Below are 26,802 nucleotides of genomic sequence, written 5' to 3'. Positions count from 1 at the left end.
TGAATTATTCGTTTATATTGGCATCAATAGATTCGTAGGGGATACCAGCAAAGCTGTTTAATACTGCTTCAAATATAATTTTTGCGCCTTGACAGGGAACCGCCATACCTATTTGTTTGCGGACGCTTTCTTTATTACCAATAAATTTATAAGTGTCAGGAAAAGTCTGCAGTCGTGCGCGTTCACGATTTGTTAATGCTCTGGGTTCTGACCAGTGATATATGTGAGTGCCGCCGCCGCCGCTTCCGGTAACAGTATAGGCAGGTTTTTTTGGATCCAGTCGTTTATAAATTTGACTAATTTTAGCTCCTGATACATGTAATTGAAGTTCCTCAGGTATATTGGCAGTAAATGCATTTTCACCAGGTTTTATGCATTTAAGACGTTCGATAACAGTTTTAGACTGTTTGGTTGGCTCATTATTCATAGCGTCAACAGGAATGGGGATTTTTTCAAGTGCAGTTTTACAAGTATTGTCTACATCTTCATATGGCTTGGGAGATGGTACACGGAATGTAATGTTGAGATCATTTCGAATTCCAATAATAATAATACGATGGCGCGCTTGAGGAATGCCGTATTGCTCAAACTTATATAAGTGAGGTGTTAAGGTGTAACCAGCATCACCCATCTCTTTAAGAATTTTTGTAAACGCTTTGCCAGAATTGGCATTACGCAGACCACCTACATTTTCTGCTAAAAACCACATGGGAGTGTACTGCTTAAGAACTTTAATACCATATGAATAAAGCGGGCCATATGTTCCGTTCATGCCTTTTTGCTCACCTACTACGCTATAATCGTTGCAGGGAAAACCAAATGCCAGCGCATCGATAGGAGCAAGTCCAGTTAGATTAAACGTTCGAATATCTGCATGATATACAGTAGATGGCTGATTTGGACATATATTATATCGATATGTTTCACACGTGTTTTCATCATAATCATTAGACCATTGATGAACGATTTTAAAATTGGGATCTGCAATCCCTGCATTAATAGCGCCCCAGGCAAGTCCACCAGGTCCACAAAATAATTCGCCTAGTCTAAAAATCATATTATGTTTCACCTCGTTTTTTTATAAACAGATTAATGGTATTCTGAATACAATCCTTTTCTTCAGGATTTAATTTGTCTGCGTTTTTAAATATATATTGATGATTAGAAAGATCTTTGTCATCTAAAAAGTTGCACATCTTATATAGTGAGATCAAATCTACATTGTATAAGATAGAAAGCTGCTTTAATATTTCGGGGCTTGGTGTTTGCCCATGTTCTATTCTGCTCAATATTGAGTTAGTTATATTTGTAGCTTTTTGAACGTCAGACTGGCTTAAGTTAGAGCATTTACGTAAATTTTTTAAATATATTCCTATATTATTCATATCATCACCTTGATAAAGGATATCATATTTGCTGCGATAATGCAATAGAAATATAAAAAATACTTTATTAACGCAGCAAATATCAAAATCAAATAGAATAATAGAACGTATGTTTGCTGTATTATAACAAACATTTCTGTTTTAGTCAATATAAAATAAATTTTTATTAAAGAATAAAGAGGCAGAGTCATTCTATAGAGAGTAACTCGCTTCTATTATAGGGAGGTACATAACATTGATAATAGGGGTCTATTATATTCAGTTAAAAGATGCGCACATTAATTGGGGTAAACATAGGAAAACCAATACAAGAAAATTACGTGATGAAGAAGCTTATATTGCGATACCAGCAGAATATGCTTACGCATATAATTTAAAAAAGGGGGATATTTATTTATGCGTACTTGAAAATGGAAAATCTATTGAATTAAAAGCATCTGGTTCACAAAGTAGGAAGGAATACGCTAAACAATTTGAAGGTAATGGAAATCTAAAAATTATATATGATTGGTATAAATCTAAAAATGCAGTTGAAGGGGATTATGTGGTAGTAACCATATATGATAATAAAACTATTGATTTAGAATTTATTTCTGCTACCGATCATATGCAGCTATTAAACTTAAATATATTTGGAAAAAAGGGAAAAATATCTAAGCTAGATGAACGCGTAGATGTAGGATTTCGTTTAATAAGCCTTAAGTTAAAAAATAGAGAATCAGAATATTATAATATTAGATTTTTTCCAGATGATTTAAAGAGCAAAAGTGAAAGGCCTATTACCACATTAATTATTGGTGCCAATGGAGCTGGAAAAAGTTTTATTTTAATGATACTTTCAGATATCTTTAATGCAGTTCAAAATGCTAATTCAGTATCACAGCTGAAATACACTTATTATGGGTTAAAATATATATTAAATGGTGATTTAATTGAAATAGAAATAATTAATCGAGCTGTAATTATACATAAAAATGATGTATTGTTGGATAAGGGAAATTATGCTTTACCTAAGAAAGTACTTGCGGTTGCGTTTATGCTTAATGATAAGTTCCATTTTAAACAAAATACTGCTTTAAATGAAAATAACATTTATGAATATTTAGGAGTAAGAGTAACGTCAAATGCTTCATGGACAAGCAGCATAGGTAATAAAATTGCTGAATGTTTAGTTAATCTTGCATCAAATGAAAGACTGCAGGACTTTATAGAACGCTTATCGAAATATCTTGAATTAGATTCTAAAATATCAATAGGATGTGAAATTTCTGAGGGAGATTTTAGGTGTGATGATTTAAAAACATTTTTAATAAAATGCGGACAAAAAATAACAGATCAAGAGGAATTTAGACGTGATGCTGTAAAAAGGATTTCAGAAGAAGATTACGAAATATTAGCAGAATATGTATCAGAGATTAGAAAGAATAATCTGTATATACAAGAAGGAAACAAAATTCAATTTGGTATAGTTTTTAGTACAGATAATACCCGAGATGAGATACTAAAAGTTAAAAATGACTATAAATTAATTAGAGATTTGTGCAATCTTAAGATAATTAAAAATTTGAGTTTGTATTTATATAAAAAGGGTGAAAAATATTCTTTTGATGATGCGAGTTCTGGAGAAAAGCATATTTTGTATTCGTTTGCAAATATTTTTAATACTATAGAAAAAAATTCACTGGTTCTTATCGACGAACCTGAGATTAGTCTGCATCCAAATTGGCAGATTAAATATATTAGCTTTTTGAAAGATGTGTTTAAGGACTATAGTTCATGCCATTTTGTAATTGCCACTCATTCTCATTACTTAGTGTCTGATTTGGATCCAGAAAGTTCATCTTTGATTACTATGGAGAATGGTCAGAATAATGAGAAAATAGTGAACACAATTAATTATAGTACTTATGCCTGGTCGGCTGAAAACATATTATATAATCTCTTTGGTGTTAGAATGACAAGAAACTATTATTTTGATAGTGATGTAAGACAGTTGCTCTATTTGATTAGTCATCAAAAAAAGGAAGAGCTGTTTAACATTAAAAAATTGTACTGTAAACTTAGAAAATATGTTTTGGATGAAAACGATCCTTTAAAATACGTTTTAGATGAAGCAAAGGAGTATATTAATAATGTTGAATGTAGCGAATCCAGTTAAATATTCCAAAGGCCAAAAACAATATATTAAAAAATTAGGTACCCCTCGATATGAGGATTGGTCAGTAAATAATAAAATTAATAACAAAATAAAAAAAGCAATTAGGTATCAATTGTTGATACAACAAAATAATCGCTGTGCTTATTGTGGGTTGAAATTATTTGAAACATCCAGACCTGAGATAGAGCATATTGCGCCAAGAAGAATTCATCCGGAATTCGAATACATAAATAAAAATTTGGTCATAGCCTGTCAGTATTGCAATAGTTCTTCAAAAAAAGGATGTAATGATACAATTGCAGTTAAGACGGATTATTATAATACCTGTCAGTTTAACATAGTACACCCATATTATGATGATACGGCTGAGTACTTTGATGAAGAAACATTTATAATTAAAATAAAATCTGGTCTTCCTGAAAATATGAGAAAAAAGGCGGAAAAGACTTTCGAAATTTTTAAAATAAATAATCCTCTGCAAGTAGAAGCAAGAGCAAAGCAGGTGATTTATGACTATTGCAAACAGAATTATTCACTTAGTGAATTATCTGAAAAATTATTGAATAAAATCAGTACTTATAAATAGATATTTTATAGCCGATCAGTGTTTGTGATATTATAAGGGATTCTAATAGTAACTGTTCATTTATATGTATCTTGTATAATATGTAGTCACGAGGCCGTTAATGATTTTATATATTTACGGCCTCCGTTTTACTGCTGAAATTGTAATAGCTCCTTTATAGTTTACAAATGCAATCATATCTAAATTTCTAAAAAAATTTTATAAGCTCTTATTTTTGTTATAGCTAATCAATCCTACACCAAATACAACTCAATCCCCACCCCCCGAATATACTCCTGCCATTCCTCCCCCAGATAATGATCCGTCACAATAATATCAATACATTCCAGCGAGGCAAAATACGCTGGCCGGATCTGGTCAAATTTGCTGGAATCGGCCAGCAGGATCTTGGTGACAGAGGATTTAATAACTGCCTGCATTGTAGATATCTCATAGTTATGCATACATGTAATACCGAGTTCCCGGTGAATGCCTGCGGCGGAGAGGAATACCTTATTGGCGCGGATCTGATTGATCAGCTCGATTCCCTGCTGGGATTCGAACATCTGGGCGTTGGGGTGGTAGAAGCCGCCGGGAAAGATCAGGCTGATGTCTTCTTTGGTGATCAGCTCGTTTAAGATATTCATGCTGTAGCACAGGGCTGTCATGGGCATGCCGCCCGGAATGTAATGGGCCAGATGCTCGGTGGTGGAGCCGCTGTCTATGATGACAGTGTCATTGGGTTCTACCAGAGTCGCCGCAAATTTGCCAATCAGCTCTTTTTGCAGGTTGCGTTTTTCTTTTTCTGATTCCAGAGAATAGGAAGGGGAAGCCTCCGACAGACTGCTCTGGGGATTAAACATGATTTTTCCGTTCTCAAAATTAATTGTATGGTCTGCTGTCAGTTCTTTGATATCCCGGCGAACAGTCATTTCGGATACATTTAGATGATTCGCCATCTCCTTTACGGTGATGCTGTTTCTTATCTTTAAAAAGTGTATGAAATTATTTAAACGGGTCTCTTTTTTATTCATGATTGACCTCCCTTATTTTGCCGATTCTAATTTTTACCAATTCTAATCTTTACAAATTCTAATCTTTACCAATTCAAACCTTGCCAATTCCAACTTCAACGACTCTAACTTCGCCAAATTTAATATTTTTAACTCTAACATTTCTTAACTCGATATTAACATTTTTGTATCGAAATGTAAACGAATTCCCTACAAAACCCTATTTATCCTACCAAAAACGTCAAAATTAACAATTATACAGTAACAAAATGTGAGTATTCACAAACATTTTTTCGAATATTGACTTTAAATGTAAAAAAAGTTATCATAAAACTAACCAAAAGGCAGAAAATGTTAAAAAATAATAACATTATTAGGGAGGACGACGTGGAGGAGCTTTTAAAATTACAAAATATAACCAAAAAGTTCGGAAATGTAGTCGCAAATGATCATATCAACTTAAGCGTGGGCAAGGGTGAGATCCGGGCTCTGCTGGGGGAGAACGGAGCCGGCAAATCGACTCTGATGAATATCATTTACGGCCTGTATCAGCCCACTTCAGGGGAAATCTTCTTCGACGGCAGGCAGGTGGAAATCCATTCTCCGAAGGAAGCGATTCATCTCGGCATCGGCATGGTTCACCAGCATTTTATGCTGATACCGGAGCTGAGCGTTGTGGAGAATCTGGTTCTGGGGAGACGTTCACGGCGAGAGCCGTTTCTCGATCTGGAAGAAGCGTCGGAGGAAATCCGCAGATTATCCGAAACGTACGGACTGAATGTGGATCCAAAGGCAAAGGTGTGCGACCTTCCGGTTGGAAGCCAGCAGAGGGTGGAGATCATCAAGGCACTGTACCGCGGGGCCAATGTCCTGATTCTGGATGAACCGACCGCCGTACTTGCCCCGCAGGAAGCAGAGCATCTGGGGACTGTCATCAGGACACTGGCGGAACAGGGAAAAACGGTTATTTTTATCACGCATAAGCTGATGGAGGCCAGGGATCTGGCCCACAATATCACGATTTTAAGAAACGGAAAGACAATTGTGACTGTACCGGCCAGGGATAAGAGCAATGAGGAGCTGGCACAGCTCATGGTGGGGCATCCGATTGCCGTCGACCTCCCGAGAAAGAAATACGCACCCGGAAGAGAAGCATTGAAGATCAGCGGCCTTTCCATGACGGCAAAGGATGGAAAACGTCTTTTGGACAAGATTAACCTGACTGTACACGAAGGAGAAATCGTTGCAGTTGCCGGGGTGGATGGGAACGGTCAGTCTGAGGTAGTCGAAGCGGTGACCGGACTTCGTAAAATTACGGAGGGGAAGGTGGAGTTCTTTAACCGGGATATGAGCCGGACTTCCGTCCGGGATCGAATCCGTGAGGGCATGGGCCATATTCCCCAGGACCGCCACAAGGAGGGAATGGCGCTGGATATGAGCCTTTCTGACAACATGATTCTGGAGACCCATGGAGATAAGAAGTTCAGCAGGTGCGGATGGATCGATTACGATAAGGTCAATCAATATACCGGGGAAATGATTGAAAAATACAATGTGAAGGCCACCGGCTATGCCGCGCCGGCGGGGAGTCTCTCCGGCGGCAACCAGCAGAAGGTGGTGCTGGCCAGAGAGGTATCGAGAGAGCCGAAGATCCTGATTGCCGCACAGCCTACCAGAGGCCTTGACATTTCGGCAGTCGAATTTGTTCACAGGAAGCTGCTGGAATCGAGGGATTCCGGTGTTGCCATCCTGATGATTTCCACGGAACTGGAGGAATGTCTTTCACTCAGCGACAGGCTGGCAGTCATGCATCAGGGCAGAATCATGGGAGTGATGAATCGTGAGGAATACGATGTGGAGAAAATTGGCCTGATGATTGCCGGTGTACATGATGGAGAACGGAAAAATGAAGATAAAACAGAACGATAAGAGAAAAATTTTGGCGCAGTTACTGAAACCGGTGGCAGCGATTGCGGCGGCACTGCTGGTTGGTGCAGTTTTGATTCTGTATGCAGGGGCAAATCCTGTCATGGCATATAAATCGCTTCTGACCGGGGCATTTGGAAGCTTTTATAATTTTACGGAGGTGCTGGTGAAAGCGTCTCCATTGTGGCTGGCAGGTCTTGGTGTGGCGCTGTCGTTTAAAGCGGGGATTTTTAATGTGGGTGCGGAAGGACAGATCATGATGGGGGCACTGGCCACCGCGTGGATCGGCGTCGTGCTGGGGAATCTTCCTATGATCATTCTGCTTCCTGTTACCATGCTTGCCTCGGTTTTAGCAGGCGGTATCTGGGCCAGCATCCCGGGCATGATGAAGGCGAAGCTGGGAGTCGACGAAATCATTACCACAATTATGTTTAATTACATAGCAACCTGGGTGGTCAGCTATTTTGTGACAGGGCCGTTAAAGGATCCGGCGGGGGTCAATCCGCAGACGGCGGAGCTGGGAGCAGGAGCGCAGCTTCCGATTCTGGTGAAGGCGACCAGGCTGCATGCGGGCCTGATCCTTACGCTCATACTGATTGTCATCATGTATTTTGTTATTCAAAAGAGTACATTTGGTTATAAGGTGAGACTGCTGGGGAGCAGCTTAACCGTGGCAAGGGCATCGGGGGTCAATGTTCCCCTGACACTGATCACTACGATGATCATCAGCGGTGGTCTGTCCGGTTTGGCCGGGATGATGGAGATATCTGGGCTGCACCACAGGCTTTTAAATTCATTTTCTCCGGGCTATGGTTTTACGGCGGTTGTTGTGGCTCTGCTCGGCAATCTGAATCCGCTGGCTGTATTCGTGTCGGGATTCTTCTTTGCAGCAATGACGGTGGGGGCTAATGAGATGCAGAGAAGCGCTGCCATTCCAACCTCTTTAATCAGTGTGATTCAGGGATTGATCGTGTTCTTCGTTCTGATCAGCGAAGTGAAACACGTTCCGATACCCCGTATTTTCACATCGAAAAAGGAAGACAGGGGGGTGACAGAATGAATATCTTAAGCATGACATTTATTGTGGGGCTCCTGACTGCCACGGTCCGCATGATGGTCCCGATTCTTCTGTCGGCGCTGGGGGAGACGTATTCGGAACGTGCGGGCATCTTAAACATCGGGCTGGAGGGGATTATGCTGATCAGCGCATTCTGTGCTTTTCTGGGCTCCTACTATTTTAACAGCGCGGCTTTGGGCGTCCTGTTTGGAGCGGCTTCCGGCCTGCTTGTCGGCCTGGTCGCGGCATTCTTGAGCGTTACCCTGCAGATTAACCAGATGATCAGCGGAATCGCCTTAAATATGGCAGCCGCGGGGCTTACCAGCTTCTTTTACCGGGTTATGTTCGGTGTGCTTCCGATTCCGCCCCAGGCAAAGAGCCTGCCGGTGCTGGAGATTCCGGTGCTGAAAAATATTCCATTTCTGGGGGAGATCCTGTTTCGGCACAATATTCTGGTATATGCGGCATTTATTCTTGTACCGGTGTCTTCTATTATACTGTATAAGACCAGCTTTGGCCTGAAGATCCGGGCGGTGGGGGAGAACCCGAAGGCAGTGGATACCGTGGGCGTCAGCGTGAACGGCGTGCGGTATTCTGCGGTGTGCATCTGTGGGCTGCTGACCGGACTGGCCGGGACGTGTCTGACCATCGGACAGCTCAATATGTTTATGGACAATATTTCCGCAGGTAGAGGTTTTATCGCTTTGGCGGCCGTTATCTTCGGTAAATGGAATCCGAAGGGAGTCCTGTTTGCTTCCGTTATCTTTGCATTTGCGGATGCTCTTCAGCTGAGGCTCCAGTCACTTGGCTTCCAGATTCCGTATCAGTTCCTGGTCATGCTTCCCTATGTGCTGACCGTGGTGGCACTGGCCGGAGTCGTGGGTAGGAGCAAAGGACCAGCCGCATTGGGAAAAGCATACAGCAAGGAAGGATGACGGAACAAGTCAATTAACAAAACCTATTAACAAAACTTATCAGAAAAAACTATCAGCGAATCGCTGAAAGTATAAATGTCTTTCTAACTACAAGGAGGAGAAGAAATGAAAAGGAAACTGAGTTTGGTAATGGCAGCGGCACTGACAGCAGCGCTCCTGGGGGGATGCGCAGGCGGAAATGCAAAACAGCCGGCAGGCGATACAACGGCGGCACAGACGGCGGCACAGACGACGGCACAGGCGGAAGCTGGCGAGAAGGAAGCGGAAAAGAAGGAAGCGGATAAGACAGAGACAGAGAACGGAGACTCCACGAAGACGGACGACGCAAAAGCTGGGGACAGCGCCAAAACCGGGGACGGACAATTCAAAGCGGCTCTCATTGTAACCGGATCGGTCAATGACGCCGGATGGAACGCGGCTGCCTATAATGGCATGAAAACAATTGAAAGTGAAATGGGAGCGGAGATTAATTTCTCAGAAAATGTGTCTCTTCCCGATGCGGAACCGGCATTGCGGGATTTTTCCAACAAGGGGTACAACCTAATCTTTGCACACAGCATGGAGTACGGTGAGTCTGTGACAAAGATTGCGGGGGATTATCCGGATACAAAATACGCGGTCTATACAGGAACTGTGGAAGCGGACAACGTGGCGTCCATCTCCTTGAATGAGCACGAGACGGGATATCTGGCCGGTATGCTGGCAGCGTCCATGTCAAAGACGGGCAAGATCGGAGTCATCATCGGTTCTGACTTACCTCCGATGATCCGAATCGCGGAGGCGTACAAACTGGGCGCGAAGGAGGTAAATCCGGATATTCAGGTGTTTGACGTATTTGCAGGCAGCTGGGATGATATAGCAAAAGGAAAAGAAGCGGCTCTGGGACAGATTGAAAACGGCGCCGACGTCATCTTCCATGTTGCGGATAAGACCGGGCTTGGAGCGATTCAGGCGGCACAGGAAAAGGGCGTGTATGCAATCGGTTCTTCCGTGGATCAGAGTGCAGTGGCACCCGGAACCGTTTTGTCCAGTGCCTTAGACCATGCGGACAAGGCCTATTTAGCGGCGGCGAAGAGCGTTTCAGATGGCACCTTTAAGGGCGGAATCATGAGAATGGGACTGAAGGAAGAGGCGATTGGCATGGCACCATACGATGCGGCCGTTCCGGAAGATGTAATTAAGAAAATTGAAGATAAGACCGCGCAGATCGTGAACGGGGAATTCGAAGTTCCGGAGATTCTGGAGAGAACGACGAAGTAAACTTTGAGTAAAGGAAACGAAGATGAACGATTATTTATTTTACGGAGCGATGACGGAACCCATCGCTCCGATGGACAAAGAGGGAAATATTGACTATAAGCTTTTGAAAGCTCAGGTGCAGTTTCAGCTGGATCATAAGATTCATGCGATTTTTGTGAGCGGGCTGACGGAATGCATGGTGACCAGTGTGGATGAGCAGATTGAAATGCTCCGTGAAACTGTGAAAACCGTGAACGGTCAGGTCCCGGTTATGGGAAATATCTGTCTGAACCGGCCGGAGGACGCTCTGACAGCCATAAAAGCATTTGAGGAGGCGGGAGCGGACGCGGTCAGCATAGCGCAGCCTCATACCTTCACGTATGAGGAAGATGCCATTTACGAGTATTATACGAATCTGATCCGCAGGACAAAACTGCCGGTTTACGTATACAACGCGCCTCAGACCAACAACATTCTTTCACCCAGGCTTGTAAAAAGGCTGGTGGAGGAAAATGAAAATGTGAGAGGCTATAAAAACAGTGTTCAGGACATTCTTCATCTGCAGAGTGTCATGGAGCTGATTCCGAAAGAACGCCATTTTGAATGCATCGCGGGCAGTGATTCGACAATTTTTGCAACACTGGCTCTGGGCGGATGCGGGATTATATCCTGGGTGTCCATCATGTTCCCGGAACTGATCGAGGAGCTGTGCGACGCGTATTTTAAAGGTGATATCGAGGGGGCAAGGGCGCTTCAGTTCCGGGTACAGAAAGTACGGACGATCTTAAAGCACGCTCCGATGGATTCCGGATACCGGTATGCCGGCGAACTGATTGGACTGCCGATGGGATATCCGAGGCAGCCGATGTCGCAGGCCACGGAGGAGCAGAAGAACTATATCAGGGAAGAACTGACAAAAATGGGCATGATTTGACAAAGGAGCGGAAATGAAGCCAAAGAAATTAATAACGCTGGGAAGCTATCATACGGATTATTTTTTGATTGGGGACAGAATTCCGGACAAGGGTGAGACGGTAACGGGAAATTACTATTTTACAGAGGGCGGCGGCAAAGGCTCCAATCACGCCTGCGCCTGCTCGATCCTTGGCGGAAATGTGGTTTTGATTCAGAAGCTGGGCAGGGATGAGGGCGGGGAAACGGCCTGCAGGGAATTCGCAGGGTACGGACTCTCCCTGGATTATGTCCGGATGGTGGACGGAGAGAAGACGGGACTGGCTCCCATCATGATCGATAAGGATGGCAATAACGCCATCATGGTCTTTCCGGGAGCTCACGGCCACTATACGAAGGAAGATATCGATATGGCCGATCAGGAGTTTGACGATGCGTTTATGGCCAGTTTTGTGTTTGAAACGAATCTGGATATGGTGGAGTATGCCATTAAAAAAGCGTATGAAAAGAATACAGCCGTATTTTTAGACCCATCGCCCGTGACGAAGTTTAATCCGGAGCTGTATCCGTATCTGACCTGGATTAAACCCAACGAGCATGAGGCTACCCTTTATACGGGAATCGAAGTGACGGATTATGAGTCCGCCATAGAAGCCGGTAAATGGTTTCTGGCACAGGGCGTCAAAAATGCCCTGATTACTTTGGGGGAGATGGGTTCGGTTCTGGTGACGCCTGACCGGATACAGACATTTCCGGCGCCGAAGGTGACGGTTGTGGACACAACAACGGCGGGGGATGTGTTCGCCGGCGCATTTATCTATGCCCTGTCGGTGGAAATGCCTCTGGACGAGGCCGTGCTGTTTGCCTCCTGCGCGGGCGCTCTGACGGCCACGAAGGCAGGGGCGGTGAAGTCGGCCCCGCATATGGATGAGGTGCAGACGCTTCTGGCGGAATTTAAAAAGACGATTTAGAACCGGGGGACAGAGATGAATCATACGATATTTGCTTTAAAAGGAACGATTGCCTATACGCCGGTACCGGACAAATTCGTATTCGCAGAGAAGAGCTTTCTGGTATGCGAAAATGAAAGGGTGAAAGGGATATGGAAGGAACTGCCGGATGAGCTGAAGGGAATAAGAGTCTGTGATTATACGGGCAAAATCATTTTCCCGGGAATGTGCGATCTGCACATGCATGCGCCTCAGTACGCGTTTCGGGGAATCGGGATGAATCTGGAAAATCCGGACTGGGATATGTGGTTCGAGAAGTACGCCTTTCCGGATGAGAAACGGTATGAGGACTGCGAATATGCAAAGAAAGCGTATGAGCGTCTGACCGATGACCTTTTAAAAACCACGACGACCCGGTGCGTTATGTTCGGGACTCTTCACCGGCAGAGCACGGAGATCCTGATGGATCTGCTGGAGGAAAAGGGAATCGCCGCTTATGTGGGCAAGGTAAATATGGACCGGAATTCGATTCCCGGCCTGCTGGAGACCACGGGGGAGAGCCTGGAAGAGACGAAACGGTGGCTGAGTGACTGTGCGGAAAAGAAGCAGTATAAGAAATGCCGTCCCATGATTACACCCCGCTATATTCCGACGTGTACGGATGAACTACTGAGCGGACTGGGAGAACTGGCTGTGGAGAAGGGGATTCCGGTTCAGTCTCACCTGTCCGAGGGGCTGGACGAGATGGAATGGGTACGTAAGCTGAAACCGGAGATATCATTTTATGGGGAGGGCTACGACACGTATCATATGTTTGGAGACGCAGTTCCGACGGTAATGGCTCACTGTGTCTATTCTTCAGAGGAGGAGATTGCTCTGATGAAGAAGCGGGAAAAGCTGATTGTCGCTCACTGCCCCCAGTCCAATATCAGCAGCTCCGGAGGGATTGCCCCTGTAAAACGCTATCTGGCGGAGGGCATCCGGGTGGGGCTTGGAAGCGATATGGCGGGCAGTAATACACTTTCTCTGCTGCGTGCGATTACCGATGCCATTCACGTGTCGAAGGCACGGTGGGCATTTACGGAGCGGGGAAACGATCCTCATGCAAAGAAGAATGTCCTGTCACTGGCTGAAGCATTTTTCCTGGCCACCCATGGGGGAGAGGGCCTGTGGGACAGAGTAGGAAGCTTCGAAGAAGGATACTGCTTTGATGCTGTGGTCATGGATGATTCCAGGATCCGTGACTACTGTGAGAGAAGCAGCTATGAGAGGACCGAGCGGTTGATCCTGATGTCGGATGACAGGGATATAGAGGCGAAGTTTATCGACGGACGAATGGTATATCAGCGGGCTGAAAAGGAGAGGACTGAAACGTGAAAACGGTGGTAATTGAGGATATCAGGGCGGATAATGATTATGGTCTGATTGTGCAGATGCCGGAAGAGGGAAGCGTATATCAGGAAGACTATTTTTACTGGAAGGGAAGTTCGATTCCGGCCTGCTTTCAGACGAACCGGATTACGACCGGGACAATGAAGACGTGGCACCGGGATCCGGTGTTTCAGAAGCTGGAATACCATGATGACTATGAAAAATTCGTATTTCTCTCCGGGAACGCCCTGTTTCCTGTGGCAGATACGAGGGATGGCGCTGTCTGTGCCGGGAGTTTCCGGGTACTTAGGGTAACTCCCGGTACAGAGGTGCTTGTGCCGCCTGGAAAAGCACATTTTATGCCGGTCGCTGAGGGGGATGAGCCGGTCTGTATTACAGTAGTATGCCCGGAAATGCCGTTTTACCATGTGTATCTGGACGAAGAGACGCGGGCTGTGACAAAGGAGTGAGAGGCATTGGAGAATGTATGCTTAAGGCGGTGTTCCTGCCGGTGCTTTTTGAAGAAAGAAGTGCCGGAGGAGGCGCTGCTTGTGCTTTTTCAGGCGGCCATGCAGGCGCCGTCGGCGCGGAATGAACAGCCCTGGGAATTTATTCTGATCCGGGACCCTTTGGTGAAGGAGCAGATCGCACGGATCAATCCCTATTACCGGCCGGCAGACGGTGCGGACTGCCTGCTGCTGCTCCTTGCGGATTTAACACGAGTGGGGAGCGACAGTCCCTGGTGGATACAGGATATGAGCGCCTGTGCAGAAAATATCCTGCTGCAGGCCGTGGAATCAGGACTCGGCGCCGTATGGCTGGGCGTCTATCCGAGGGATGAGCGGATGCGCGCATTAAGAGAAATTGCATGTATTCCGGAGAGCGTGGTTCCGTTTGCGGTGATTGCTGTCGGATATCCGGCCAATGCGCTGCAGGCAGTGCCCCGGTTTGAGAGAAAACGGATTTTTAAGGATAAGTATGGAATAGAGGCAGGAGATCAGTATGAACAACAGTGAAATATACTCTCACGTAGATCATACGCTGTTAAAAGCGTACGCATCCTGGGAGGAGATCAAGAAATTATGCGATGAGGCCGTACAGTACCGGACGGCTTCCGTGTGTATTCCGCCGTCCTATATAAGGCGGGTCAGGGAAAGCTATGGAAAAGACTTCAGAATTTGTACGGTAATTGGGTTTCCACTGGGGTACAGCACGAAGGAAGTGAAGGTGAGCGAGACGCTTCTGGCTGTTAAGGATGGCGCGGACGAGATTGATACGGTAATCAATCTGGGAGACGTAAAAAACAAAGAGTATGGCCAGATACTCGCTGAACTGAAAGCCATACGGACAGCGTCGGAGGGCCGGATTCTGAAGGTCATTATTGAGACCTGTTATTTGACGGAAGAGGAGAAGCGGGAACTGTGCCGCGTGGTCACCGAGTCGGGAGCCGATTACATTAAGACTTCTACTGGATTTGGAACGGAAGGGGCGGTGCTGGCGGATATTTTCCTGTTTAAGGAGGAAATCGGACCGGACGTAAAGATCAAGGCAGCGGGGGGAATGCACAGCCGCCAGGATTTCATTGATTTTTTAAACGCCGGGTGCGACAGACTGGGAACGAGCTCCGCGGTGAAAGTGCTGGAGCCGCCGGTATAAGAAAGAGAAAGCCTCAGGCAGAATTAAGGATAGCGTTATATAAAGAAAGAGTACGTGTAAATAGTTTTTTAAATTTACGCATACTCTTTTTGCCTTATTAGGCAAGAAAATGTATAATTTAAGAACAGACAGGTTTTGTAAACAGCCAGCATGACGAACTGCCGGAATATTTAAAGTAAAAGTACAAAGAAGATTTTATGAGAAAAGAAGCCAGCCTTGACCAGTGGAAAGAGTTATACGATGTAACCTTGAATTTAAAAGAGTTAGAGCCATGGAAGTATTTGGACAGCGCTGATCTGATTGCCATAAAGCTGCAGGGAATAGAAAAACCTGTGTTTATGAGCGTTATGGGCAGATTGGGGAGTTGTTACGGTGTGAGTATGTACGAGGGGATGGACGGACTGGCTGATTTTGACATGGTGGCAAAAGCGGACGGAAAAGATGGCCCTTCGATTTATGATACCATGATGGATCAGTCCTGTATTACGTGGTATGCCGGTGATCGGGATGAGGTGCCGGAAGCGCAGAAAAAGGTAATAAAGGAGTTGGAACTTAAATTCAGGGGAAAAGGACAGCCTCCGTGTGAACGGGAATATCCGGAGATAGAACTGGAAGATCAGGAGTTAAGGCAGAAATTGAAAGAACAACGTCAGACAAACCAGGAACTGGCAATTGAACTGGCCTATCTTCAGACGGAGGTAAGGGATCAGGAGTATGACCGCCCTCTCTGCCCGCGCGTTCTGATTGTCATGGATTGGAAACGGGATATGATACTTAACATGGACCTGTTGAGACCAGAAGATTATGAGATTGATGTTATTCTGAATTTTTTTATTCCGTATGTGCTGTCAAATGGTCGTATGAAGAAAATTAGAGCCAGAAATCCATGGGTATTTGCAGCTTTAATTGATATTTGTGAATACTGTGGAATTGAACTGAAGAAGACCGGCCTTTGAAAAGTGGACAACATGCTGATGGATATGATGGGCAGGATGGGATAATGGAAATAAACTCTGTTTCAGGAAATTGCTGCAGTTAGCATACATGAATTGATTTCTTCCGAAAAGTCCTGTAAAATGGTGTTCAGGCGGAAGCACTGGGGCCAGATGCCCGTCGTACAGCGCCAATTGTACAGCGCCAATCGTACAGTGCAAATCATGCCGTGACAATATCATAAAACAACAGAGAGGACTATATATATGAATTTTATACAAAAAGTAACTGCGCCAATTCTGCCAATCGGCGACGTCTCCTCCTTCTCCCTGATCGGTGATCCGGGCTGCGAGGGGCTGGGAACCACGATGATGCGTGTCTATGTCAACGCGCTGGAACTGGCTTCCCGGGATGATTTTATTCTGATTGCCGGCGATATGGTACCGACTGGGAAAAGGCGGTTTTATGAGACGATTTCTGAAATCACCAATTCTGTGGCGGGAAAGGACACGTATATTTTAAGAGGGAACCACGACACCGGAGTGTATACCGAATATTTTGGACTGCAGAATTATGCGTTGATTGGCGATTCTTTTACCGTGGTGGTGCTGGACAATGCCATGCGCACCTTCGAGGCTGAGGGGCTGGAACTGCTTGGACGGGTGCTGGCTATGGAAGAGTGCAGGAACGTGGTGATCGCATTTCATATACCGCTGCCCAACCATTTTATCCGAAATTCTGTCTCCGAGGCGGAGTTTGAACGGCTGAGAGCCGTGTATGCACCTTACAGGGAAAAGGTGAAGTACTTTGCCTGCGGCCATGTGCATTCCAGATTCGAGGATGTGGTGGACGGGATTCCATTGATCTGCAGCGGTGGCGGCGGAGCGATGATCGAGGATGTCTCAGAGGAAATCAAGGCTTCGGATGTGGATTACCACATCGTGAGGTTTTTCATGGAGGAAGGCCGTCTCTGCCATAGAATTGTGGATTTGACGGAGATGTATTATAAAAGAGAGCAGCAGGAGCCGGTTCTGAAAGAAAAGCTGGAGGAGGCGGTGAAGGGGGAGCTGTATGCTCATCTGCGGTATTTGACATTTGCGGACCGCGCGCAGAAACGCGGGTACGAAAAGGTGGCGAATCTGATGAGGGCTCTGGCTGATTCGGAGTATCGCCATGCACGCAGCTTTTTTGCCATTCTCGAGCAGCCGGTGCCGTTTATGGAGGCGCTGAACGGATTTAGAAAGAGCGAGAATTTTGAGTTTGAGAGATTGTATCCTATGGTATCGGATTACGCGGCGGGAATCGGCGGAATGCTGGCCAGGCAGGCGTTTGCTGACGCTGCAAAGATGGAACGCTCCCATGCGGAACTGATTGCAAAGGCGGAGAAGCTGGAGGAGTTTTCCATGGATACGCTGTATGTATGCCCGGTATGCGGGTGTGTAATGACAGCGGTTGACGAGATAGACCGGTGTCCGGTGTGCGGAGCGCCGAAAAGGCAGTTCCGGGAATTTACGGTAAAAGAATAGGATTAAAAATAGGAATAAAATAAAAACAAGAAAAGAATAAAGAAAAGCACCAGATGGATTCGCCTGGAACAGGGCGGTCTGTCTGGTGCTTTTTAGTTTTGTAGAAAATTATTTTTATTATTATATTATGATTCCGTATTTGTCACTCGATAATGTCCGGGCGATACCTGGGCGTATTTTTTAAAGGTACGGATAAAGTTGGAGTAGTCATGAAAACCGGATAATTCACAGGTGTCAGTGACACTTTTTCCCTGCTTTAGAAGCGTTTTGGCGAGGGAAATCCGTTTTAGAATCAGGTATTCCTGTATGGAACAGCCCGCCTGTTCCCGGAATTTGCGGCTCATATGGGAGCGGTTCATGTAAAGGTGGTCCGCCAGAGCCTGGATGGATAAGTCTTCTGTCAGATGCTCGTCGATGTATCTCATGATCTGGCTGGAAAGCTGGGGCATGATGTTTTCGGGAATCAATGTGGACTCGTAAAAGCAGGTGTTGGCCAGGACCAGGAGCTGCAGGAGATAGGTGGAGGCCAGGACATCATGGCCGAAGCTTGCAGAGGCCACGGCGGTGTGCAGGTGATCCGTCAGATAGAGATAGCGTTCGAGGGACTGGGGCGGCAGGGAGAGTAAATTTCTGTCCGCATTTTTCCGCTTCTCAAAACAGGAGAGCAGATCGGTCTGCTTCGTGCAGTAATTCCGAACCAGCTCAGGAGAAAAATGGGTAGCAATCCGCTCATAGGGGGTGCCCTCATAGGAGACAGCGCGGTGAATCTCCTGGCTGTTGATGATCAGCAAATCCCCACGCTGTAACCGATACCGGTGGTGCTCGATGTAGCAGTCCGTACAGCCGCCTAAAAACAGCAGCAATTCGTAGGAATCGTGCATGTGGTAGACGTCATTGATTGGCTTCGCGGAGATCATATGGTGGCTCCGGATAATCTCTGGAAAATGAATCCGGCGGCAGCCATCGTTTTTCAATGTACCACATTCTGGTGATAATGGTATGGATTTATTTCGATTCGTGTCCTGTTCTGTAAAAAATGTCATAGCTTTCCAGCCTCCAATCCTGCGCCTGCGGCGCGCCAAGTGCTCGCAGCGATAAAAAATCACATAGCGCAATAAAAAGACAAAAATGAGCAAAGAACCTGCATGATATTTATTATATGATAAGGAATAAAAAAAGCAAGCAGTACTAGTACAGGAGGTAACATTTATGAAATTTGAAGTAAAAAATCCTGATTACGGGAAAAGCCCGTATACAGGCATGACGAAGGAACACTGGCTGGAAGCGTGCGAGTTTCTTCTGGAAGGGATTTTTTCCGGAATTGAAAGTATGGAGGGACAGCCGGTAAGCCGAAGAGTGGAATTTGAGGTGAGTTATCCGAATAAGAACAGTTCGCCGACAAAGGCCAGTGCGGAACGGTTTGAGGGGCTTGCCAGGAGCTTTCTGATCGCGGCGCCGCTGCTGCATAACCGGCCGGAGGCTGTAATTTGCGGCGTATCGGTGAGAGAGTATTATAAAACGCGGATACTGGAGGCGGTGACGCCTGGGAATCCCAATTATCTGTACGGTTTACAGGAACTTCTCTCCATGGCAAGGGAGGGGGAGGACACCTTTCAGCATACCTGCGAATGTGCCTCACTCGTAATCGGGCTGGATCAGTGCAAGGGGGTCATCTGGGATACATATACGGCGGAGGAGAAAGACAGAATTGCGTCCTATATTCGGGAATTTGCATATGGGAAGACGGGGGCGCATAACTGGCGGCTTTTCAACATGCTCATTCTGGGATTTCTGCATCAGGAGGGATATGAGATCGACCGAGGCGTGATGAGAGACCATGCGCAGACGATTCTGTCGTACTATGCCGGAGACGGCTGGTATCGCGACGGCCATCGCTTTGATTACTATACTCCCTGGGCATTCCAGGTGTATGGGCCGATCTGGAACCGTTGGTATGGATATGCAGAAGAGCCGTGGATCGCAGGGAAAATAGAGCAGTATGCCAATGCGCTTACGGATTCATTTCTGTCCATGTTCGATAAAGAAGGTCATGTGACGCTTTGGGCGAGAAGCGGCCTTTACCGCAATGCGGCTTCTTCCCCTTTTGCCTCCGCGTATCTTCTCAATCATACCAACGTCAATCCGGGACTGGCAAGAAGAATCAATTCCGGCGCGCTGCTTCAGTTTATTACAAGGGAGGATGTATTTGTAAATGGAGTGCCGTCGCTGGGATTTTACGGACAGTTTCTCCCTATGGTACAGGATTACAGCTGCGCGGAAAGTCCGTTTTGGATTGCAAATCCATTTGTGGCGCTGACGTATCCGGAGGAGCATCCGTTCTGGTCCGCAGTCGAGGAAAATGGGGATTGGGAGCAGCTGGGAGATGCAACCGGTTATGCAGAAACGGTCATGAATGGCCCGGGAATTGTCTCTGCGCATCTGGGCGGGAACGGGGCCTGTGAGTTTCGGACAGCGAAGGGGCTTTTTAAACCTGGAGATGAGTACATCAGATATTACATACGCCTCGCATTTCACAGCCATTATCCGTGGGAGGCTTTTGACGGCCAGGGGGCGGAGGCCATGCAGTACAGCCTCTTTTATGATGGGGCAAAGGAGGCGCTGGTGCCGAATATCATCATGTACGGCGGTGTAAATGACGGGGTTCTCTACCGGAAACAGTACTTTGATTTTTACCATAACTTTCAGGGCGGCACCTCCATCGATCTGGCGGATTTTCCGGTGGCATACGGCCACATCCGTGTGGACAAAATGCGCATCCCCAACAAACCATTTACACTGACCATGGGGGCCTACGGTTTCCCGGAATACCAGGATGGAGAGAAAACACAGGTGATCAGGCGCTCCTGCGATGGCGCGGAGGCGGTGATTCTAAAACAGGATGGCCGGCAGCTTGCGCTGGTTGCCTACACGGCATGGGAATCGGTTGAGATAAAGGAGAGAAGAGGCGTTAATCCGGCCGCGGAGAACAGCATTTTGGCTTATGGAAAGCTGCGCAGAGAAAAAATGTATGGGTACGAGCCTTATGTGATGATCAGCGCCGTGCTAAGCAGGACTGATGACAGAGAATGGGCGGAGGATGAACTGTTTCCGATCAGAACAATCACCTTTACCGATGAGGAACAGTGCGGAGGCTACGGCCCGGTTACACTCCTGATGAAGGACGGGCGCACGGTTGCCGTGGATTATGAGGGGCTGGAAGGCCATCTGATGATTTAATGATAAAAACCTTAAGATAGTGCAAAAATATGAAAATAATACAAATATCCCTGGTTACGATCTGAAGATTTTGTAAAAAGGCAGTATGAAACTTTATTTGCTTTTCAGATTCCCGATGTTATATTGAAACCATCATAATAACAAGGAAATATGCGGGAAGACCAGGGATATTGCTGAGCGGATAAATGCGCCTGCCGCCGGTTTTCCAGCAGAAAATGGAGGAGACATTATGAAAAAAAACTGGAAAAGGGGACTGGCGCTTTATCTGTCATTTGTTATGGCAGCAGGCAATTTTGGAAGCGGTATTTCTTACAGCTTCGCTGCCGTAAATGGCGGCGGAGGAACCGGGACAGGAAAGGCCACATCTTCCAATGCGGCCGGATCGGGAAGCGGCCATATGCATACATCTAAGGCTACTTCATCCAATGCGGATTCCGGGAGTTCAGACCGGGAACCAGATAAAAAGGCGACGGAGTCAAATGCAACAATGTCAAATGCCCTGAAGCTTCTGCTTGAGAAAACGGAATTTTCGCTGTCAGATGATTTCAGCAATACGCAGGGACCGGTCTGGTACTACAAGTATGGAGACAAGGACAGCGGGGAAATATCAGAACTTCAGAAGTATGACGCAGCTACACCGCGGTGGATGGATAATAAGGAGAAGTGGCTGAGAATATTTAATGATGGTATGATGCCGGGAAATAAGGGGGACGACGCGATTCTGGAATGGAAAGCGCCTGCGGACGGCCTCGTTCAAATCTCTGAGGATGACGGCTCTATATCCATGGAAACAGACCGGAATGACAGAGATGGAGTTCTGTTGTCCATACAGCAGAACGGAAAATTAATCTGGCCGGATACAGGGACGATATCGACGGAGTACAATAAGAAGGATGTCAATTTCCAGCCGTTTTATTTACAGGTCAGGGAAGGCGATGCCATCCATTTCCGGGCTAATGGAAATAAAGAGTTCAACAATGACCGTGTAAAATGGTGTCCGGTTATCAAGTATCTGGAAGAAGAGGATGTCGCAATGATATCCGACATTACCATGACAGGAAGAGATTCCCTCGAATTTACAGCGGCGTCGAAAGAACTGTCCGGTGATATCCGGGATCGGATTTCTTTAAGTGCAGTTGTAAACGGAAAGAAGGAAGAGACGGTAACCGTCCGTTCCGCTGAGGCAAAAGACGGCAAAGCTGTGGTTGCCTTTGAAGAGGTTGAGGCGGCTGATAAAGATCAGATACAGTTACTGGTCGGCCTTGATGAGGACCATCGGTTTGTTACATACAGCCCTCAGGATTTTGCAGTAATTTCCGGGCTGACCTATTATGTAGATGCTGTAAATGGAAATGACAGTAATAACGGACTTACAGAGGAGAGCGCATGGAAGAGTCTCGATCAGGTCAACAATACCACATTTCTCCCTGGAGACTCCGTTCTGTTAAAGGCTGGATGTATCTGGAACGGCTATCTGTATCCGAAGGGAGAGGGAAGCGAGAACGCTCCAGTGACACTGGGTAAGTATGGCGGCGACGGATATCCGATTATTAACGGCGACGGATCGGTTCCTTATGATTCACAGTATAAAGTCAGAAAAGACTTTGTGTATAGTCCAACCGTCCTGTTGAGTGATCAAAGCAACTGGGTGATTGATGGAATAGAAGTGACAAACAGCGCTGACGATAGTTACAATCATGTTGGAATCCTGGTGTTTACCACAGGGCAGACCGGCGTGGTGTCGAATGTGACGGTTCAGAACTGCTACGTTCACGATGTGACAGCAGAAGTAGCCAACTCCAAAATGACCGGCGGAATTCTCGTAATCGGCGCCGACGTCTGGATTGATGGTCAGAAGCCGGAAGGTGAGATGGCTTCCGATATCGGATTTGACGAGGTTTTGATTGAAAATAACTATGTAAAAAATGTAGCCAAGGAAGGAATTCGTTCCAGCGGCCAGAATACAGGCGCGGAGGGCGTAGGATTCCGCAATACAAAGACATTCCGCAATATTACCTTCCGTGGTAACTACATCGAAGAGATTTTCGGTGACGGCATCGTACTCGCAGAGGTTGGCGAAAACGGTATGGTAGAGAACAACGTGGTGAAAAACCATTGCAACTACGATACCGCTAACTATGCAGGCGCGTGGCTGTGGCAGTGTGACGATTCCATTTTCCGCTATAATGAAGTATTCGGCGGAGAGTACGGCTATAACGATGGTGAGGCGTTTGACTATGATATCGGATGTAAGGATATTATCTACGAATATAATTACAGTCACCATAACAAGGGCGGCCTGCTTCTGACCATGTATGACAATGCTTCCTATCATTTCCGATATAATATCAGCGCCAACGATGGAAAGCCCAGCCAGGAACTGTTCCACTGTCAGACCGGTAAGACGAAGGTCTATAACAATACCATGTACATTGGAAAAGGGACCACAACCTCCATTTTCCAGACCGGATCAGTGGGTTACTTTAAAAATAATATTATTATGGCTCACGGCAGCGTTCCGAAGTTCGGTACCAGCTCCATAAGTGTGTCAAAGGGCGCTATGACCAATAATATTATCTATCCAGCTTCTATTACAAGCGTAAATGGTCCTTCTGACGCAGTTCTGGAAGATAACCTGTTTGTGAACCCGAGACTTTCTTCTCCTCAGCTGAGTACGAAATACAGCAGTGAAGAGTATGGGCTCACTTATGAGAATATGGGGCAGGGCGATGATTTTATTGCCGGGCTCAGGGAACGTATGGCGATCTTTAAACTGCAGGAAAATTCACCGGCAGTAGATGCAGGCGTGGTAATACCGGAATCAGATGCGACAGAGGATATTTTCGGTAATAAAATCATGGATTTACCGGATATTGGCGCTCACGAATTTAATAATGATCCGGGGCCTGTGGATGAGGATGGAAATAAAGCAGAAAAAGTAATTCTGGATAAGACAGAGCTTTATATGGTTACAGAAGACATCGCTCAGTTAAATGCATCCGTATTGCCGGAAGATGTTCTTGACGACAGCATTGGCTGGTCCGTGGCCGACCCTGAGGTAGTAAGCGTGTCAGCGGCGGGTAAGGTAACAGCCCTGGCAATGGGAGATACAGTTGTTACCGCAGTCAGCTTAAATAATCCGGAGGCGAAGGCAGAGTGTACCATTCATGTATATGAAAAGAATGCTAAGTCCGTTATCGCGGATAAAGATGCCAGAGTGCGGGATGATGGTACTCACAGCGGAACGGAAGAATCCATGACTGTGAAGCTGGACAGCAGCGGGTACAGCAGAAATGTATTGATGTCCTTTGATTTGACTTCTGTACCGGAGAATTACAAGAAGATTCTCTTAAAATTCCATATTGATAGTACAGAGGCGAACAACGTGCCCTTTACCGTATCCCGGATAGGTGATGATTGGGAAGAGGAGGAAGTAACGTGGAATACCATGCCTGATAAAGGCGAAAAGATTCTGGATTTCACTTCCAGTATCGCGGATGGAGGAAGCTGGAAGGAACTGGACATCACGGATTATATGGAAACATTACTGGAATCCGGAACTCAGAGACTTTCGATCATCTTTGAAGGCGTAGAAATAGGATCAAAGAATTATACAAACATTCACTCCAGAGAAACGGATTATAAACCACAGCTTGTATTCGACAATGAATCTGTAAAATCGGTGGAAAGTGTCTTTGTCAAAGTTCCAGTGGGAACAGCACCTGTTTTACCAGAAACTGTGAACGTGACCTACAGTGATGATACGACTGCCAAAGCGGCGGTGGCATGGGATGAGATTCCGGCCGGGAATTATCAGAAAGATGGCCAGTTTACCGTGTGCGGTTATATCGAGGGAAGAAACCTGCCGGTTATCGCATATGTGACCGTATCGGATACAATTATTACAGCGGCATTCGCAGAGGATGTCACGACCCAGGCAGGGGTAGCACCGGTTCTGCCGGAAACTGTAAAGGTGACTTATATTAACAGTTCTGAGGCACAGGTTCCCGTTTCATGGGAGTCCGTGAATGAAAGTCAGTATGCGAAACCGGGAACCTTTACCGTGAAAGGAAAAGTAAGTGGATTTGAGGCAGGATGCAGTATCAGGGTTATCGTAACCGGCGCCGGAGTGGTTGATGCCGAGGCGGCCCGCATAACCGGATATGTGGGATTTATGCCGGTACTTCCTGAGAGCATTACGGTCAGCTATACAGACGGCAGCAAGGGAACGGCCAGAGTCGAATGGGAAGAGACAGAGGAAGAAAAGTACCAGAAAGCTGGATCGTTCACTGTTTATGGAACCTGCGAGGGGCTGGAGCAGAAAGCCGCCGCAAATGTGACAATTATCGAAGCCGCTGCAAAGCCGGCTGAAATGAAGAGTCCGGCGGGCAAATATCCGGCGCTTCCATATACTATAAAGCTGGAGGGAAGCAGAAGCTACAGCCGAGCAGCAAATGCAGCGGAGGCGCCTGTGGTATGGGAGACTGTCAGCAGGGAACTGTATCAGGGCAGCGATCCATATGTGGTAAAGGGTTATATTGCAGGAACGACGATCCCGGCTTCCATAACGATTACGCCGGCAGATCCACTGGAATATATGGACGGCGTGATTGATACAAACGGCGATACTTATATTCAGGTAAGCCCGTCAGACAGCAAATTCGGTGATAATGAAGTGATTCGTATTAAGAACTATACAGGGTCTTTTAAACGCATCGGAGTGGTACAGTTTGATTTTGGATCCATAGAGACTTCAGACTTAACGGAGATGACGCTGAAATTGTATTTTAATAAGATGGATGATAAAGCAGAGGTTACAGAAACCTATTTAAACATCTATACCAACGCTCCAGGCTGGGTTGAAGATACGGCAACGTATGATTCCATCACACAGGCCAGCGGATATAAGGCGGAACTGGTAAAAGAACATGTCATAATAAAACGTGACCAGGTAGGAAGCTACATTACGATTGACGTATCCGATGCGATTGATTTTATGGAAGGCGGAAAGATTTCCTTTATTCTTGATATTGAAGAGAATCCGGAGGCTGATGCCAATGGCTCTAACTCCGGTCTGGAATTTGCCAGTAAAGAGGCCGGAAAAGAAAAGGCACCGAAGCTTTACGTATCAAACCAGTATGTGACAGAGCTGGAAACGGTAAATTTAGATGCCGCTGTAGGAGAAACACTGGATCTTCCGGATACGATTACGATTCACTATGCGGATGGGACGGAGGCGCAGGCACCGGTTGTTTGGGAAGCTGTCAGCCCGACGCTGCTGGGCAGAAAAGGGAGGTTCCTGGTAAGGGGACATGTGGAAGGGCTGTACTGCAGCGTTTCAGCAGGCGTTACCATGAAAGCAGATGACCCGGATAACCCGGATAACCCGGACAATCCGGACAACCCAGACAACCCGGATAATCCGGACAACCCAGACAACCCGGTTAATCCGGATAATCCAGACAACCCGGATAACCCGGACAACCCAGACAACCCGGATAATCCGGATACCCCGGATACCCCAGATACCCCAGATACCCCCGATAAGCCACACAAAAATTCTTCGTCTGCTTCCGGCCAGGCAGTTACAGTAAACAGCTGGGTTCAGGGAATTGGCTATAGAAAATGCATTCTGGGCAACGGAGATTATGCAAAAAATGGATGGTATTATCTCGAATGTAATGGTAGTATGAACTGGTATCGTTTTGATGAGAACGGAAATCTGATCACTGGATTTTTCTCAGATCAGGATGGAAAACTCTATTATCTTGACAAAGATGGAATTATGGTGACCGGCTGGCAGCTGATTGACAGTAAATGGTATTTCTTTAATCCTGTTTCCGATGGGACCAAAGGCTCGTTATATCAAAATACTACAACTCCTGATGGTTATCGTGTAGGACCGGATGGGGTATGGGAAAGTTAATATGAGGTGAACC

General features: G+C 46.2%; 20 protein-coding genes. 16 read left to right on the top strand and 4 right to left on the bottom strand.

Annotation, left to right across the window (positions count from 1 at the left end; translation table 11 throughout):
• Positions 1-4: 4 nt before the first annotated feature.
• Together H8S75_RS16920 and H8S75_RS16915 are read right to left on the bottom strand one after the other, a co-directional pair.
• Positions 5-1,057 (bottom strand): DNA cytosine methyltransferase, encoded by a 1,053-nt coding sequence (locus tag H8S75_RS16920; RefSeq protein WP_187022649.1) that lies wholly within the window; start codon positions 1,055-1,057, stop codon positions 5-7.
• Position 1,058: 1 nt separating this feature from the next.
• The gene (locus H8S75_RS16915) at positions 1,059-1,385 is read right to left on the bottom strand and encodes a helix-turn-helix domain-containing protein (RefSeq protein WP_187022648.1); all 327 of its coding nucleotides are present in this window, start codon (positions 1,383-1,385) and stop codon (positions 1,059-1,061) included.
• A 235-nt stretch (positions 1,386-1,620) separates the two neighbouring features.
• Here H8S75_RS16915 and H8S75_RS16910 point away from each other — a divergent pair, with 235 nt between their 5' ends.
• Together H8S75_RS16910 and H8S75_RS16905 are read left to right on the top strand one after the other, a co-directional pair.
• Positions 1,621-3,543, top strand: a complete 1,923-nt coding sequence (locus H8S75_RS16910; RefSeq protein ID WP_187022647.1) for an AAA family ATPase — start codon at positions 1,621-1,623, stop codon at positions 3,541-3,543.
• Entirely contained in the window at positions 3,518-4,129 is a 612-nt protein-coding gene (locus tag H8S75_RS16905; protein WP_187022646.1) for a retron system putative HNH endonuclease, read from the top strand. Before H8S75_RS16910 ends, H8S75_RS16905 begins: the two co-directional genes overlap by 26 nt.
• 233 nt (positions 4,130-4,362) lie before the next feature.
• Here H8S75_RS16905 and H8S75_RS16900 read toward each other — a convergent pair whose 3' ends face one another.
• Entirely contained in the window at positions 4,363-5,142 is a 780-nt protein-coding gene (locus tag H8S75_RS16900; protein ID WP_187022645.1) for a DeoR/GlpR family DNA-binding transcription regulator, read from the bottom strand.
• A 330-nt stretch (positions 5,143-5,472) separates the two neighbouring features.
• Here H8S75_RS16900 and H8S75_RS16895 point away from each other — a divergent pair, with 330 nt between their 5' ends.
• The 12 genes from H8S75_RS16895 to H8S75_RS16840 all read left to right on the top strand — a co-directional run bounded on the left by H8S75_RS16895 (position 5,473) and on the right by H8S75_RS16840 (position 17,626).
• Positions 5,473-7,050, top strand: coding sequence for an ABC transporter ATP-binding protein (locus tag H8S75_RS16895; protein WP_187022644.1), 1,578 nt, complete (start codon positions 5,473-5,475; stop codon positions 7,048-7,050).
• Positions 7,028-8,107: an ABC transporter permease gene (locus tag H8S75_RS16890; protein ID WP_243270299.1), complete on the top strand. Its 1,080-nt coding sequence runs from the start codon at positions 7,028-7,030 to the stop codon at positions 8,105-8,107. Before H8S75_RS16895 ends, H8S75_RS16890 begins: the two co-directional genes overlap by 23 nt.
• Positions 8,104-9,039: an ABC transporter permease gene (locus tag H8S75_RS16885; protein WP_187022642.1), complete on the top strand. Its 936-nt coding sequence runs from the start codon at positions 8,104-8,106 to the stop codon at positions 9,037-9,039. Before H8S75_RS16890 ends, H8S75_RS16885 begins: the two co-directional genes overlap by 4 nt.
• 105 nt (positions 9,040-9,144) lie before the next feature.
• Positions 9,145-10,299 carry a BMP family protein gene (locus H8S75_RS16880; RefSeq protein WP_187022641.1) on the top strand — a complete coding sequence of 385 codons (1,155 nt, stop codon included), beginning with the start codon at positions 9,145-9,147 and terminating at the stop codon, positions 10,297-10,299.
• A gap of 22 nt (positions 10,300-10,321) precedes the next feature.
• The gene (locus tag H8S75_RS16875) at positions 10,322-11,212 is read left to right on the top strand and encodes a dihydrodipicolinate synthase family protein (protein WP_187022640.1); all 891 of its coding nucleotides are present in this window, start codon (positions 10,322-10,324) and stop codon (positions 11,210-11,212) included.
• Positions 11,213-11,225: 13 nt separating this feature from the next.
• Positions 11,226-12,161: a ribokinase gene (locus H8S75_RS16870; protein ID WP_187022639.1), complete on the top strand. Its 936-nt coding sequence runs from the start codon at positions 11,226-11,228 to the stop codon at positions 12,159-12,161.
• Between the two features lie 15 nt (positions 12,162-12,176).
• The gene (locus tag H8S75_RS16865) at positions 12,177-13,517 is read left to right on the top strand and encodes an amidohydrolase family protein (protein ID WP_187022638.1); all 1,341 of its coding nucleotides are present in this window, start codon (positions 12,177-12,179) and stop codon (positions 13,515-13,517) included.
• A complete protein-coding gene (locus tag H8S75_RS16860; protein WP_187022637.1) occupies positions 13,514-13,981 on the top strand; it encodes a hypothetical protein in 468 nt (155 codons plus the stop codon). The genes H8S75_RS16865 and H8S75_RS16860 overlap by 4 nt, the downstream gene beginning before the upstream one ends.
• A 6-nt stretch (positions 13,982-13,987) precedes the next feature.
• Positions 13,988-14,527 (top strand): nitroreductase family protein, encoded by a 540-nt coding sequence (locus tag H8S75_RS16855; protein WP_187022636.1) that lies wholly within the window; start codon positions 13,988-13,990, stop codon positions 14,525-14,527.
• Positions 14,514-15,167 carry a deoxyribose-phosphate aldolase gene (gene deoC / locus H8S75_RS16850; RefSeq protein WP_187022635.1) on the top strand — a complete coding sequence of 218 codons (654 nt, stop codon included), beginning with the start codon at positions 14,514-14,516 and terminating at the stop codon, positions 15,165-15,167. Before H8S75_RS16855 ends, deoC begins: the two co-directional genes overlap by 14 nt.
• A 197-nt stretch (positions 15,168-15,364) precedes the next feature.
• A complete protein-coding gene (locus tag H8S75_RS16845; protein WP_187022634.1) occupies positions 15,365-16,123 on the top strand; it encodes a DUF7309 domain-containing protein in 759 nt (252 codons plus the stop codon).
• Positions 16,124-16,366: 243 nt separating this feature from the next.
• The gene (locus H8S75_RS16840) at positions 16,367-17,626 is read left to right on the top strand and encodes a ferritin family protein (RefSeq protein ID WP_187022633.1); all 1,260 of its coding nucleotides are present in this window, start codon (positions 16,367-16,369) and stop codon (positions 17,624-17,626) included.
• Positions 17,627-17,751: 125 nt separating this feature from the next.
• On the opposite strand, the gene H8S75_RS16835 is transcribed toward H8S75_RS16840, so the two are convergent.
• Positions 17,752-18,669 (bottom strand): helix-turn-helix transcriptional regulator, encoded by a 918-nt coding sequence (locus H8S75_RS16835; protein ID WP_187022632.1) that lies wholly within the window; start codon positions 18,667-18,669, stop codon positions 17,752-17,754.
• Positions 18,670-18,835: 166 nt separating this feature from the next.
• Between H8S75_RS16835 and H8S75_RS16830 the strand changes: the two genes are divergently transcribed.
• Both H8S75_RS16830 and H8S75_RS16825 read left to right on the top strand, forming a co-directional pair.
• Entirely contained in the window at positions 18,836-20,863 is a 2,028-nt protein-coding gene (locus H8S75_RS16830) for a DUF2264 domain-containing protein (protein ID WP_187022631.1), read from the top strand.
• Positions 20,864-21,092: 229 nt separating this feature from the next.
• The gene (locus H8S75_RS16825; RefSeq protein ID WP_187022630.1) at positions 21,093-26,789 is read left to right on the top strand and encodes an Ig-like domain-containing protein; all 5,697 of its coding nucleotides are present in this window, start codon (positions 21,093-21,095) and stop codon (positions 26,787-26,789) included.
• Positions 26,790-26,802: the final 13 nt, after the last annotated feature.

Source organism: Hungatella hominis (genome assembly GCF_014288005.1).
Classification (GTDB): domain Bacteria; phylum Bacillota; class Clostridia; order Lachnospirales; family Lachnospiraceae; genus Hungatella; species Hungatella effluvii.
The sequence above is the reverse complement of the archived record's forward strand: the minus strand, read 5'-3'. Positions and strand labels throughout refer to the sequence as shown.